The sequence below is a fragment of the Actinospica sp. genome, assembly GCF_035552695.1.
In the GTDB taxonomy this organism is placed as follows: Bacteria; Actinomycetota; Actinomycetes; order Streptomycetales; family Catenulisporaceae; genus Actinospica.
This window is the reverse complement of record NZ_DASZKT010000009.1, coordinates 1-12,445: the sequence shown is the minus strand read 5'-3', so window position 1 is coordinate 12,445 and position 12,445 is coordinate 1. Positions and strand designations below refer to the sequence as shown.

12 protein-coding genes and 1 pseudogene are annotated in these 12,445 nt (G+C 69.4%); 3 read left to right on the top strand and 10 right to left on the bottom strand.

The annotated features are described in order from the left end of the window. Positions 1-4: 4 nt before the first annotated feature. Together VG296_RS01555 and VG296_RS01550 are read right to left on the bottom strand one after the other, a co-directional pair. A complete protein-coding gene (locus VG296_RS01555) occupies positions 5-1,084 on the bottom strand; it encodes a C40 family peptidase (protein ID WP_325562216.1) in 1,080 nt (359 codons plus the stop codon). 76 nt (positions 1,085-1,160) lie between these two features. Further along, complete coding sequence (locus VG296_RS01550; RefSeq protein WP_325562214.1) at positions 1,161-2,519, bottom strand: NYN domain-containing protein; 1,359 nt, start codon at positions 2,517-2,519, stop codon at positions 1,161-1,163. A 119-nt stretch (positions 2,520-2,638) separates the two neighbouring features. On the opposite strand from VG296_RS01550, the gene VG296_RS01545 reads away from it, so the two are divergent. Continuing rightward, on the top strand, positions 2,639-2,917 hold the full coding sequence (locus VG296_RS01545) for an Lrp/AsnC ligand binding domain-containing protein (RefSeq protein ID WP_325562212.1): 279 nt from the start codon (positions 2,639-2,641) through the stop codon (positions 2,915-2,917). A 135-nt stretch (positions 2,918-3,052) separates the two neighbouring features. Here VG296_RS01545 and VG296_RS01540 read toward each other — a convergent pair whose 3' ends face one another. From VG296_RS01540 to VG296_RS01525, 4 genes are read right to left on the bottom strand one after another with little or no spacing between them, the layout of a single operon-like run. Further along, complete coding sequence (locus VG296_RS01540; RefSeq protein WP_325562210.1) at positions 3,053-4,684, bottom strand: ubiquinol-cytochrome c reductase cytochrome b subunit; 1,632 nt, start codon at positions 4,682-4,684, stop codon at positions 3,053-3,055. Between the two features lie 55 nt (positions 4,685-4,739). Further along, positions 4,740-5,825, bottom strand: coding sequence for a ubiquinol-cytochrome c reductase iron-sulfur subunit (locus tag VG296_RS01535; protein WP_325562208.1), 1,086 nt, complete (start codon positions 5,823-5,825; stop codon positions 4,740-4,742). Between the two features lie 2 nt (positions 5,826-5,827). After that, positions 5,828-6,682: a c-type cytochrome gene (locus VG296_RS01530; RefSeq protein ID WP_325562206.1), complete on the bottom strand. Its 855-nt coding sequence runs from the start codon at positions 6,680-6,682 to the stop codon at positions 5,828-5,830. A 34-nt stretch (positions 6,683-6,716) separates the two neighbouring features. Next, entirely contained in the window at positions 6,717-7,367 is a 651-nt protein-coding gene (locus tag VG296_RS01525; protein WP_325562204.1) for a heme-copper oxidase subunit III, read from the bottom strand. Positions 7,368-7,655: 288 nt separating this feature from the next. On the opposite strand from VG296_RS01525, the gene VG296_RS01520 reads away from it, so the two are divergent. Both VG296_RS01520 and trpD read left to right on the top strand, forming a co-directional pair. Then, a complete protein-coding gene (locus tag VG296_RS01520; RefSeq protein ID WP_325562202.1) occupies positions 7,656-8,147 on the top strand; it encodes a hypothetical protein in 492 nt (163 codons plus the stop codon). 60 nt (positions 8,148-8,207) lie between these two features. After that, positions 8,208-9,269 carry an anthranilate phosphoribosyltransferase gene (gene trpD, locus VG296_RS01515; protein ID WP_325562200.1) on the top strand — a complete coding sequence of 354 codons (1,062 nt, stop codon included), beginning with the start codon at positions 8,208-8,210 and terminating at the stop codon, positions 9,267-9,269. Positions 9,270-9,400: 131 nt separating this feature from the next. On the opposite strand, the gene VG296_RS01510 is transcribed toward trpD, so the two are convergent. The 4 genes and pseudogenes from VG296_RS01510 to VG296_RS01495 form a co-directional block, all read right to left on the bottom strand. After that, positions 9,401-9,811, bottom strand: a complete 411-nt coding sequence (locus VG296_RS01510) for a DUF4259 domain-containing protein (protein WP_325562198.1) — start codon at positions 9,809-9,811, stop codon at positions 9,401-9,403. A gap of 84 nt (positions 9,812-9,895) precedes the next feature. Next, positions 9,896-11,251, bottom strand: coding sequence for a L,D-transpeptidase (locus VG296_RS01505; RefSeq protein ID WP_325562196.1), 1,356 nt, complete (start codon positions 11,249-11,251; stop codon positions 9,896-9,898). Positions 11,252-11,718: 467 nt separating this feature from the next. Continuing rightward, on the bottom strand, positions 11,719-12,117 hold the full coding sequence (locus VG296_RS01500) for a cytochrome c oxidase subunit 4 (RefSeq protein ID WP_325562194.1): 399 nt from the start codon (positions 12,115-12,117) through the stop codon (positions 11,719-11,721). Between the two features lie 7 nt (positions 12,118-12,124). Beyond that, positions 12,125-12,445: pseudogene (locus VG296_RS01495) on the bottom strand (hypothetical protein); the annotation flags it as partial.

Genomic DNA, 12,445 nt, shown 5'->3' with positions numbered 1-12,445 from the left:
ATGATCAGCTGCCGTCCGGTCGGACGATTGTACTGATCGGCATCGAGGTGACGGAGGCGAACTGCACCGCGGAGCCGGGGCGCGGGGCGTGGATGATCAGGCCGTTGCCAACGTACATGCCGACGTGGGTGCGCCCGGAGAAGTAGATCACCAGGTCGCCCGGCTCGATATCGGACAGCGACACGGTCTGTCCCGCGTCCGCCTGCTCCTGCGAGGTGCGCGGGAGCATGACGCCCGCCGCGCTCCAGACGTGCTGCATCAGGCCCGAGCAGTCGAAGCCGTCCGGGCCGACCGCACCCCAGATGTACGGCTTGCCGAGCTCCGCGTAGGCGGACTCGATCGCCTTCTGCGCGCGGGGGACGTCGATGCCCTGGCTCACGTCCGAGGCCACGGTGGTCAGCAGCGTGCCGAGCGACGGGGCCTGCGCGGGCACGGAGGTGCCGAGCCCGTCGCCGGTCGCGCCCTGGGCCAGCGCGTGCGTGACGGCTTGCTGGTCGGCGGCGTCGAGGTCAGCGAGTTGCTGACGGGCCTGCGCGAGCTCGGCCTGGATCAGCGAGCGCGAGGAGACCAGCTGGGTTCGGGCCGCCTGCAACTCCTGCAGTTCCTGCTCCCCCAGCGTCGACAACGCGTCCAACTGACGCTGCGCCTGCTCCGCGACGCGGATCTGCTGGTCGTCGAGCGCGGCGACGCGGTCGTTCATGCCGGCGCGCTGGAGGTAGTTGTCGGGGTGCGTGGCGAACAGCAGCGCGAGCGCCGAACTGTAGTCAGGGTCTCGATACTGCTGCGCCGCGAGCCTGCCGAGCCCTCCGTCGAGCGTGTCGAGGAGCTGCCGCGTCTGCGCACTCTGGCCGTCGGCGTCGTTGATCGCGGCCTGAAGCTGCGCGATCCGCTCCTCGTCCGCGTCGAACCGCTGCGTTGCCGCCTCAGCCTGCGCATAGAGAGTGGAGATGTGCTGCTCGGCCGCCTGGCGCACGTCCGATGCCGGCTGAGCGTGACCCACACCGGCGCCGAGCCCCAATGCGGCGCACGCCGCGGCGGTCACCGACGCGGCACGATGCCCTGGACCCGAAGTCTGTCGATGCACGGAGCGCAACGTATCGGTCGAATCCGGGCTCGATCAAACATACGTCACCCGCCCGAGCGAATAGGAGGATTTCCCGCTAACTCCGCCCGAGCCTGCGAACCAGCATCGAGGATGGCACCGGGCGGGCGCCGGAGCGGCGGACGCCGTCGGCGACCTCCTTGTCGGAGGACACGACGATCAGGGGACGGCCCTGGGGCTCGGCGGCGACGAGTCTGCGGATCAGCTCGTCGGCGATCTCGCCGCCGCGGGAGAACAGCACCCTGACGCCCTTGTGCTGCGGCACCGGGACCGGGCCGCCGAGTTCCGCGCCGTCGAAGACGCAGGTCACCTCGGCGCCGGTGCGGGCCGCGATGCCGCCGAGGCCCTTGAGCAGCCTTATCCGCTGCTCGTGCAGGGACAGCGTCGGGAAGCCGGTCTTGGTCACGTTGTAGCCGTCGACGACGAGGTGCGCGCGCGGCAGGGCCAGCAGCGCGTCCAGGATCGCCGGGTCGTCGACCGCGCGCGCCTGGCCGGACACGTCGTGGGCACCCAGCGTGTCGGCCCGCACGGCCTCCACGGTGTCCGCGGGACGCGCGTCCGTGGGCGAGATGGCCAGCTCCCGCTGCAGGCCCGCGGCGGCCTCGCTGATGGTCTCCAGGAGCAGCCGCATCCGCACCTCGTCCGCGCCGCGGCTCGCCCGGGTGGCGCTGCGCGCCGTCTCCAGGGCCGCCTCGGATTCGACGAGCCGCGCCCTGATCCGGCGCAGCTCCGCCTCGGCCGCGGACACCTGGATCGAGGCCGCGTTCTGCACCGCGCTGCTCTCCGACACCGCCTCGCGGGCGTGCGCCTGAGCCCGCCTCATATCCGCCTCGAGCTGCCGGATGCGGCGGCGCAGCGAGTCGCCCTCGCGGCGTTCGGCGGCCAGTTCGGCCTTGAAGCGCTCCGACTCGGCCTTGCTCTGCTCGCGGATCGTGTCGATCTCCGCCTTGAGCCTGGCCACCTCGTCACCCAGATGCTCGTCCGCCAGCGCCCGCTCGGACGCGCGGGACGCGAGTTCGGCCTGGTCAAGCAGCGCCGGCCAGCCCTCCGGGCGCAGCAGGTAGACGATCGCGGCCACGTCGCGCGGGTCGGCGGCCGGCGGGATCGCCCCGGCGAACAGCGCCTCGGCCACCTCGGGGTACGTGTCGCGCACCCGCTCGGCGACCCGGCCGCGGAAGACGGAGTCCGCCTCCAGCGCCGCGGCCAGCGGGGTCGCCGCGAGTCTGGCCCGCTTGGCCGGGGTGAACTTGGCGAAGGGGCGCAGCGAGACCGGCAGCGTGGCGGCCGGCAGGCCGCCCGCGACCTGCGCCGCGAAGTCCAGCACGCGCGCCCGGACCGGCTCGGACAGGGCGGCGGCGCTCGGGCTGCGATCGGGCGCGGCACCGGGCGTGTCGTACCCGGTCTCCTCGCCGCTCATCTCTCGCCTTCCGTCCCTACGATGACTGGTGGTCAGGGTATTTCCCAGCGTAGACGCTTTCACGCGCCATACGAGAGCCCCCGCGCGCCCCCGGGGCGTCGCGGTCTAAGCTGAACGGCATGGTGACCGCGATAGTGATGATCAAGGCCGAGACCGGTCTGGTCCCGGAGACCGCCGCGTCCGTGGCCGCACTGGCCGGGATCAGCGAGGTCTACTCGGTGACCGGCGAGTGGGACCTGATCGCCATCGCCCGGGTGCAGGCGCACGAGGATCTCGCCGACCTCATCCCGGGCCGCCTCAACAAGGTGCACGGTGTCCTGCGCACCGAGACGCACACGGCCTTCCGCGCCTACAGCGACGTGGACCTGGACGCCGCCTTCGCGCTGGGCCTCGAGTAGCCGCCGCCGAGCCTCATGCCGTCCGGATAAACACGTTCCCCTCCGTACCCGCACGGTACGGAGGGGAAGTGCGTTGTGGCTACAGCTTTTTCCGCTTTTCGGTGCGGATGGGTGCGAACCCGCCGACCGGCTCGGTCAGTGGTGGCCGCTGGAGATCGCCTGGTGGTACTCCTCCTCGGTCGGCTTCTCCACCCGCTCGCCGAAGTACCAGCGCGTCGCCCGGGCCCGCAGCTTGGCCAGCCGCAGGTTCGGCGCGGGCACGCCGTTGGCGTCGGTGACGTCGGTCAGCGTCAGCGGACGGTGCACGTCGTGCGCGGTCAGCTTGTGCAGGTCGCCCGACGGCAGCGGGGTGTGGATCTCGGAGAACTCGCCCTCCGGGGACCGGGTGATGATGCCGGACTCGCGTCCGTGCAGCACCTTGTCCCGGTCCCGGCGCTGCAGGCCGAAGCAGATCCGCCGGGTGAGCCAGAAGGCGAACACCGGCCCGACGAAGAACAGCACCCGGTCGACCCAGGTGATCGTCTCCACCGAGAGGTTGAAGTGGGTGGCGATCAGGTCGTTGCCGCCGTTGAGCCACAGCACGCCGTACACCACGATGCCGGCCACGCCGATCGCGGTGCGGGTCGGCATGTTCCGCGGCCGGTCCAGGATGTGGTGCTCGCGTTTGTCCCCGGTGACCCAGGCCTCGAAGAACGGGTAGATCGCGAGGCCGGTGAAGATTATTCCGGGCACGACCAGCGAGGGGATCATCACGTTCAGCGAGAGCGTATGACCCCAGAAGTTCCACTCCACGTTGGGCATCATGCGCAGGCTGCCCTCGAGGAAGCCGATGTAGAAGTCCGGCTGCGAACCCGCCGTGATCTGCACCGGCGTGTAGGGGCCGTAGTCCCAGATCGGGTTGATCGACACCAGGCCGCCGAGCAGCGCGATGAAGCCGAAGACCACGAAGAAGAAGCCGCCCGCCTTGGCCATGTACACCGGCATCAGCGGCAGGCCGACCACGTTCTTGTTGGTGCGTCCCGGGCCCGCCCACTGGGTGTGCTTCTGGTAGAAGACCAGGATCAGGTGAGCGGTGATCAGCCCCAGGATCAGGCCGGGCACCAGCAGGATGTGGATGGTGAACAGCCTCGGGATGAAGTCGTGTCCCGGGAACAGTCCGCCGAACAGGAAATACGAGATGTACGTTCCGATGATCGGGATCGACAGCACGACGCCCTGGGCGATGCGCAGACCGGTGCCGGAGAGCAGGTCGTCCGGCAGCGAGTAGCCGGCGAAGCCCTCGAGCAGCGCCAGCACGAACAGCGTGAAGCCGATCAGCCAGTTGAGCTCGCGCGGCTTGCGGAACGCCCCGGTGAAGAAGATCCGGAGCATGTGCACCATGATCCCCATCACGAAGACCAGCGCGGCCCAGTGGTGGATCTGCCGCATCAGCAGGCCGCCGCGCACGTCAAACGAGATGTTCATCGTGCTGGCGTAGGCCTCGGACATCTTGATGCCGTCCAGCGGCGTGTACGAGCCGTTGTACGTCACGTCGGTCATGGACGGGTTGAAGAACAGCGTCAGGAAGATGCCGGACAGCAGCAGGATGATGAAGCTGTAGAGGCAGATCTCGCCCAGCATGAAGGACCAGTGGTCCGGGAAGATCTTGCGCAGTTGCTTCTTTGCCGCGCTCGTGGTGCCGAGTCGCTGGTCCAGGTAGTCGGAGACCTTCCCGCCGATCGTGGTCGGGACGATCTCCTCGTTTGGATTAGACACAGAGGTGCTCATCCGCGTTCCCCTTCCACCGCATCGCATGCGGACGCATGGTGTCGACCGAAGGTACTCATCCGCGTTCCCAGAAGCTCGGACCGACTGGCTGGTCGAAGCCGGCCTTGGCGACCAGGTAGCCGTCGGCGTTGACAGTGATAGGAAGCTGCGGCAGCGAGCGCGCCGCCGGGCCGAAGATGACCCTGCCGTCATCGGAGAGGTCGAAGGTCGACTGGTGGCAGGGGCAGAGCATGTGGTGTGTCTGCTGTTCGTAGAGCTGGACCGGGCAGCCGACGTGCGTGCAGATCTTCGAGAAGGCCACGATGCCCTCGTAGCCCCAGTTGATCTCCTGCTGCGACTTGATGTCCGCCGGGTTGAGCCGGACCAGCAGGATCGCCGAGAGGGTCATCATGTCGACGACCTCCTCGCCGGCCGTGAGCACGGCGGCCGGGCTGGCGCTGACCAGCGAGCCGATCTGGATGTCCTCGGGCTTGATGCCGCGGCCCTGGGTTCCGTCCAGCGAGATCGAGTTGTCGTTGATGATCAGCTCGCCGGCGGCCCACGCCGTCTGCCGCTGCGTCGTGCCGGGCAGCGGGCCGAGGTCGCGCATGATCCACAGCGCCGGCAGCGGCAGCACCGCCATCGCGCCGAGCAGCGTCCGGCGGATCAGCGGACGCTGCTTCCAGCCGGAGTCCTCGAGACCCCGGTTGAACTCGGCGGCGCCCGCGGCCTTGTCCTCGGGAGAGGACTCCAGCACGTGCCGCTCCTGCGGCAGCTCGACGTCCGTCATCAGGGTGCGCGCCCAGTAGATCGCGCCCGCGCCGAGCGAGAACAGCGCCACGCCCAGGGTGATGCCGAGGGCGAAGTTCGACGCCGACATCGCGCCGATCGGGAAGAAGTTCACGATCGACGAGGTGTTGTTCGGCACCTCGGTGTAGCAGACCATGAACGCGATCGTGGAGATGGCGGACAGCACGAACAGCCCGGCCACGATGCGCTCGGACCGCTTGGCCGCCTTCTCGTCGATATCGGTCAGCCGGGGCTGGTGCTCCGGCAGGCCCGGGTCGGCGAAGGGCCTCTCCGCGACGGCCCCGTGCCCGTGGCCGTGCTCCTGCTCAACGGCGACCGCGCCGTGCTCCTCGTGTGTCATGTCACCGCTCATGGTTACTCCTTGCCCCCCTTCGTCCCAGCCGCGGCCTTGGCCTTGGCGACCCGCTCAGCGGAGGCCTTCGTCGTGTGCGCCGCGATCCAGACCGCGAACAGCAGCAGCGCGATCAGGCCGATGGTCCAGATGAAAAGACCCTCGGACGTCGGGCCGAGTCGGCCGAGGCCGGCACCGCCGTAGTTGGGCTCGTTCCGCATCGTGACGATGTACGAGATGATCGCCTGCTTCTCCATCGGGGAGATGACCGTGTCCGGGAAGTTCGGCATGTTCTGCGGGCCGGTCAGCATGGCCTCGTAGATCGCCTTCGGATTGGTCTGCGTCAGCGCCGGCGCGTACTTGCCGTCGCTCAGCGCGCCGCCCTCACCGGAGAAGCTGTGGCACTCCGAGCAGGTGGTGCGGAACAGCACGCCGCCGAGCTGCACCAGGCTGGCGTCCACCTGGTACTTGCTGGGGTCCGGGACCGCCGGGCCGCCACCGAGCGAGTCGATGTAGGCGGCCATCTCGTCGATCTGCTCCTGGGTGTAGAGCACGGCCTTCTTCTGGATCTGCGCGCCCGGCTGCTGGGCGGGCATCCGACCCGTGGAGACCTGGAAGTCGACCGCGGCGGCGCCGCTGCCGACGAGGCTGGGCCCGTAGCTCGAACCCTCGCCTTCCTCGCCGTGGCAGCTGGAGCAGGTCGTCTCGTACAGCGCCTTGCCGTTGGCGATCTGCTGCGCGCTGCTGGTCCCGCTGCTGGCCGACGCGTCAGCAGGCGAGAGGAACGCGGCGAAGACGGTGCCCACTGTAGCGAGTGCGAGCACCAGGACGACGAACGCTGCCAGCGGGTGGCGTCGCCGTGTAGAGAGCGATTTCACGACTAGTGTCCCTAATGGAGCTTCTCGTCCGGAATTACTTGAGCACGTAGATAACGAAGAACAGGCCGATCCACACCACGTCGACGAAGTGCCAGTAGTACGACACGACGATCGCGGAGATCTCCTGGTCGTGGGTGAAGCGCTTGGCCTTGTAGGTGCGCATCAGCACCATCAGGAAGGCGAGCAGACCACCCGTCACGTGCAGTCCGTGGAAGCCGGTCGCCAGGAAGAAGGCGCTCGTCCACTGGTTCTCCGAGATCGGGTGCCCGTCCTTGACCAAGGAGGAGTACTCGAAGACCTGCAACGAGATGAACACGGCGCCGAGGATGAACGCGAGGATGTACCACTCGCGCATGCCGTAGCGCCGGACGTTGAGGATGGAGCCGGTGCGCTTGACCTGGTGGCGCTCCGCCGCGAACACGCCGAACTGGCAGGGGAACGAGGACGAGACCAGGATGATCGTGTTGATCGTCGACAGGGTCACGTCGAGGTGCGCCGCGTTCGCCTTGAAGAACGCGTCCCCGGACACCGAGCGCAGGGTGAAGTAGATCGCGAACAGCGCCGCGAAGAACATCAACTCGGAGGCCAGCCAGATGATCGTCCCGACGCTGACCAGGTTGGGCCTATTGGGCACCCGGTGCGCGGGTGCGGCTTGGGTTGCAGTTGCTGTCGCCACGGCGGCCATTATTGCCCCCCGCCACTACGCCGCCGTCGTCGGGGTACCCCTTTGGCGCTGGTGTCGCTGACGATCCTTCGAATGGCGGGTGGGAAACCGGGGATGATTAGTCCAAACGGGGAAGAAGCAGCGCACCCCGACCGGCTCTGACCACATGTCAGCGGTCCGGTTCCCCTCGTGTCCGGTCTCGGGTTCCCGCGTTATCAGATCGTTAGGGCTGGTTTCGGCGCGGGCCCGGTCCTAGGCTGGTCGCACGTGCGCGCACTACCGGTGAGTCCTCAGAGTGGAGGCGGGTCCATGTCCGCAGCAGCATTGGCAGCTCAGTCCGACACGGAGGGGTCCGGGGTGGGCGGGTCCACCGCGTCCGGTGCCCCGCCCGAGGCCTCGGTGAAGAGCCTGAAGGTCCTGCTCTACAGCGACGACGCGAAGGTGCGCGAGCACCTGCGGCAGTCGCTCGGCTCCCGGCCCGACGCCGCCCTGCCCGAACTGGCCGTGGAGGATTTCGCCACCGCCCCCGCGCTGATCGCCCGGATGGACGCCTCGCTCAAGGGCCAGCGCGTCGACCTGGTGATCCTGGACGGCGAGGCGGTGCCGGCCGGCGGGATGGGCCTGGCCAGGCAGCTCAAGGACGAGATCTACCAGTGCCCGCCGCTGCTGGTGCTCACCGGCCGCGCGCAGGACGGCTGGCTGGCCACCTGGGCCAGGGCCGACGCCGTCGTCTCGCACCCGATCGACCCGGTCCGGCTCGCGGACGTGGCCGTCGGACTGCTGCGTGCCCGCGTAGGCTGATCCCCGCCCTGACCGCCCGGTCCGGGACCGAGATCAGCGCGTGGAAGGAGGGCCAGAACGATGACGGCAGTGGAGGTCACCCAGTCCTGGCCCCGAGTCCTCGGCGCGCTGATCCGCCGCGAGGACCTGTTCGCCGAGGCCACGGCCTGGGCGATGAACGAGATCATGACCGGCGCGGCCACCCCGGCGCAGGTGGCCGCTTTCGCGGTGCTGATGCGGGCCAAGGGCGAGACCGTGGCCGAGATCGAGGGCCTGGTCGCGGCGATGTACCGGCACGCGAAGCTGATCGAGGTGCCCGGGCCCACGGTGGACGTGGTCGGCACCGGCGGCGACGGCGCGAAGACGGTGAACATCTCGACGATGTCCGCGATCGTGGCCGCGGGCGCCGGAGCCCGGGTCGTCAAACACGGCAACCGGGCCGCCTCCTCGTCCTCGGGCGCGGCGGACGTGCTCGAACAGCTCGGCGTGCGGCTGGACCTGACGCCGCGACGGGTCGCCGAGGTGGCCGAGGAGGTGGGCATCACCTTCTGCTTCGCGCAGACCTTTCACTCCGCCCTGCGGTACGCCGGTACCGCGCGCAAGGAGATCGGCGTCCCGACCGCGTTCAACATGCTCGGCCCGCTGACCAACCCGGCGCAGGTGAAGGCGCAGGCCGTGGGCGTGTCCGACCAGCGGATGGCCGGGGTGCTCGCCGGGGTGCTGGCGCGCCGCGGCAACAGCGCGCTGGTCTTCCGCGGCCTGGACGGGCTCGACGAGCTGACCATCACCACCGGCTCGACGGTGTGGACGGCGCACTGCGGGACGGTGACCGAGGAGGTCTTCGACCCGCGCGAGGTCGGCATCGAACTGGCCCCGATCGAGGCGCTGCGCGGTGCGGACGCGGCGTACAACGCGGACGTGGCGCGCAAGCTGCTCGCCGGCGAGACCGGCCCGGTGCGCGATGCGGTACTGCTCAACGCCGGGGCCACCCTCGCGGCCCTGACGGCGCTGGAGATGCCCGAGGGCAAGCTGCCGCCGTTGGCCGAGCGACTCGCCGAGGGCATCGAGCGCGCGCTGCGCTCCCTGGAATCGGGCGCCGCGGCGGCCATCCTGGACCGCTGGGCCGCCGCCACCCGCGCGTAAAGGCAAAGGCGCGCAGATACCCGTCGGCCCCCGGTTTCAAACCGGGGGCCGATCAGTGTGATCAGCACACTCCGGTGCGCCGATCGGTGGACCGATCGATGCACCGTCGCTGATTCACCCGGAGTAGGCGTTCACCCGGAGAGCACGGCGCGCAGGTCGTGCAGCCGCTGCTCCACGGCCGTGCGCTGGTCCGTGGTCGCCCACAGTGCCATCCACTCGCTCTCCGGGCCGCTGACCTTGTCCAGCGCGGCGAGCGCGAGCAGCGCCGAGTCCTGGTCGGTCACCGGTCTATGCAGGCTCAGCCACTCGTCGACGGACGGATTGCCGGTCGCGGCGCTGCGCGAGCGCCCGGCCGCGACCAGGCCCGCGGCGGCCACCGCGAGGTGCCCCTCGTCCAGCTCGAGGCGTCCGGGACGCTCGGCGACGGCCGCCAGCACCTCGCTCAGCCGCTTCTGCACCTGATCGTCCGGGGTCTCCTCGATCTCGTCGAAGAAGTCCATCGCGACGTCGTTGTCGAACGGCCCGACATACCAGGTACCCATGGCGCTCGCCTGCCTCCGTCCCTTCCCCCCGTGCGTCACTGTGATGACCCTTAGACGCAAGGTAACCGGGATTGGGCCGGTCCGCTATGCGGAGACGGGTTTCCCGTTGAGCGTGGGACCATACGCCGACCCCTTGACCAGGCCCGCCCAGTCGAGGGTGAAGGTGCAGATGCCGTTGTCGACCGCCACCGTCCGCGTCCGGGTGCCGTTGATGGTGACCACGTCGCCGTCGATCACCTGGTTGTAGAACCATTCGGCGTCGGCGGTGTGGCAGTGCACGCAGCCGTGCGAGTCGTCGTTGGCCGAGCCGATCTCCGAGTCCCAGGGCGCCGCGTGCACGTACGTGCCGCTCCAGGTGATCTGGGTGGCCCAGTTGACGAAGTCGTCGTAGACGTCTCCGCCTCCGTAGTTGCCCTTCATCTCGACCGGGTTGCCCTTGCCGAGCACCGCCATCGTGCCGGTGTAGGTCACGAAGGTCTCGGCCGTGGTCTGGCCGGTGTCGATCGGGAAGGTGCGGACGACCTTGCCGTCCTGGTAGCAGGTGGCCTGGAACTTGTCCTTGTCGATGATCAGGCGCAGGTCGCGTGAGCTGATGCCGAAGTCGTGCGAGGCGTAGTCCTTGACCCCGAACTGGTGCGAGCCGAGCCTGACTCCGTTGAGGTTGAAGGCGATCGAGACCTTCGTGCCGACCGGCCAGAAGTTCTCCGGCCGCCAGTCCGCGACGGCGCCGCTCGAATCGTTGGAGACCCAGTACCAGGCGCCCTTCACGGCAGGGGTCGTGGTCACGACGCAGGCCTTCTCGAGCGCGGCCTGATACTCCGTCGGCACGTAGTTGGAGAACGTGACGCGGATCGGCTGCCCGACCCCGACCGTGGATCCGCGCGGCGGCACGACGGACGACACGCCGAAGGTCGACGAGGGCGCGAGCGTGTGGAAGGCGACGTTCGATGTGGTGGCGTGGCCCGCGGAGTTCTTGGCGACGATGGTGAGCGTGTAGCCGGTGTCGACGTTCAGCACGTTGTCCGACGTCCAGGAACTGGTGTCGCTGGAGAGCGTGCCGCTGGTCTGCTGCTGACCCGAGAGCGACACTGACTCGATCGTGCCGCCGAGCACCTGGACGCTCACGGCCTTCGACGGGTCCACGCCCGTCGCGCCGTTCACCGGGACCGTGGCCACGGTCGGCGGCGGCACGCTCGGCGAGGCGCTCGCGGAGGCCTTCGACGACTTCGCGGCGCCCGCCGCCGCGCCGGTCGCGGTCCCGGAGGCGGACGGCGAGCCCGAGGCGGATCCGGTGGCCGCGATCGTGGCCAGCACGCCGCCGATGACGACCACGCCGGCGCCGCCGGCCAGCAATACGTTGCGACGGTTCAGCAGGGTCGCGGGAGCCCCCGCCACGGCCGGATTCAGGGCACCGTTCAGGGCGTCGGGGGCCTTGGGCACGTCCTTGGGGACGGCGGGAGACTCCGGCGGCGCTTCGACGGGCGGGTCGACAGGCGGCTCTGCCGGAGGTTCAGCCGGTGGTTCGGGCTGCGGTCCGGCCGCCGCCTCAGGCCGCGGCTCGGCGGGTGCTTCAGACGTTGGCTCAGACTGCGCCGCGCCTCCTGGCTCGGCAGCCGCTTCAGACCTTGGCTCAGACTGCGCCGCAGCCGCTGGTTCGGCAGGTACGTCAGACGTTGGCTCAGCCTGCGCCGCGGCCGCTGGTTCGGCCTGCGCTTCAGGCTGTGCAGCGGCCCCTGGCTCGGCCGCCGCCTCGGACCGCTCGGTCCCCTCGTCGTCCGCCATGTTCGCGCCCTCCCACTGTGACCCGCGGTCTACGCCCCCTGTCAGGGCACAGCGTATGCAGCAAGGGCCGGTACGGAAATTCCGTACCGGCCCTTGCTGAGGTTCTGTTACAAAACTACAACCTGTCAGTAGTGCTTGTTCTCGCCGCGGTAGTACTCCATGACGAAGCCGTACACGCCGAACGCCGCGAACGGGGCCGCGAAGTAGATCAGCCAGAAGCCGATCGCCACGCCCAGGAACGCCATGGCCAGCGCGATGCACATGACCAGCGGCCAGTAGCTCGTGGGCGAGAAGAAGCCCTGCTCGCCGGAGCCCTCGTGCGGCTCGGCGTCGTCCCGGTCGTCCGGCCCCGGGCCGATCCGGCGGGCCGTGAAGTACAGGTAGTACGCGATCATGCCGGACAGGCCGGTGGCCATCACCAGCGCGGCCGTGCCCGTCGGGTCGTGCGAGGTCCACCAGTAGACGCCGACCATGACGATCAGGAAGAGGCAGATGTAGAAGAACATCTTCGCCGTGATCTTCATCGGGTGATCACTCCTCTCCGGACTTCTCGGCGGACGGCCTGCCGCCGCCGGCGGCGGCCTTCTTCGCGGCTCTGCGCGCGGCCTTGGCCTCGGCGGCCTGCGCCTCGCGCTCCCTCATCAGCGCCTTCTTCGCGGAGTGCCCGCGCTCGCCGTTCTCGATCTCCATCAGCGCCACCTCGGGGTGGTGCAGGTCGAAGGCCGGGGACTCGGAGCGCACCCGGGGCAGCGAGTTGAAGTTGTGCCGCGGCGGCGGGCAGGAGGTCGCCCACTCCAGTGAGCGGCCCCAGCCCCACGGGTCGTCCACGGTGACCCGCTTGCCGGACTTCGC

Bases quoted from the DNA above. Each gene is read 5' to 3' on its own strand.
- VG296_RS01550 (WP_325562214.1), bottom strand. From the start codon at position 2,519: ATGAGCGGCGAGGAGACCGGGTACGACACGCCCGGTGCCGCGCCCGAT.
- VG296_RS01545 (WP_325562212.1), top strand. From the start codon at position 2,639: ATGGTGACCGCGATAGTGATGATCAAGGCCGAGACCGGTCTGGTCCCG.
- VG296_RS01540 (WP_325562210.1), bottom strand. From the start codon at position 4,684: ATGAGCACCTCTGTGTCTAATCCAAACGAGGAGATCGTCCCGACCACG.
- VG296_RS01535 (WP_325562208.1), bottom strand. From the start codon at position 5,825: ATGAGCGGTGACATGACACACGAGGAGCACGGCGCGGTCGCCGTTGAG.
- VG296_RS01525 (WP_325562204.1), bottom strand. From the start codon at position 7,367: ATGGCCGCCGTGGCGACAGCAACTGCAACCCAAGCCGCACCCGCGCAC.
- VG296_RS01520 (WP_325562202.1), top strand. From the start codon at position 7,656: ATGTCCGCAGCAGCATTGGCAGCTCAGTCCGACACGGAGGGGTCCGGG.
- trpD (WP_325562200.1), top strand. From the start codon at position 8,208: ATGACGGCAGTGGAGGTCACCCAGTCCTGGCCCCGAGTCCTCGGCGCG.
- VG296_RS01510 (WP_325562198.1), bottom strand. From the start codon at position 9,811: ATGGGTACCTGGTATGTCGGGCCGTTCGACAACGACGTCGCGATGGAC.
- VG296_RS01500 (WP_325562194.1), bottom strand. From the start codon at position 12,117: ATGAAGATCACGGCGAAGATGTTCTTCTACATCTGCCTCTTCCTGATC.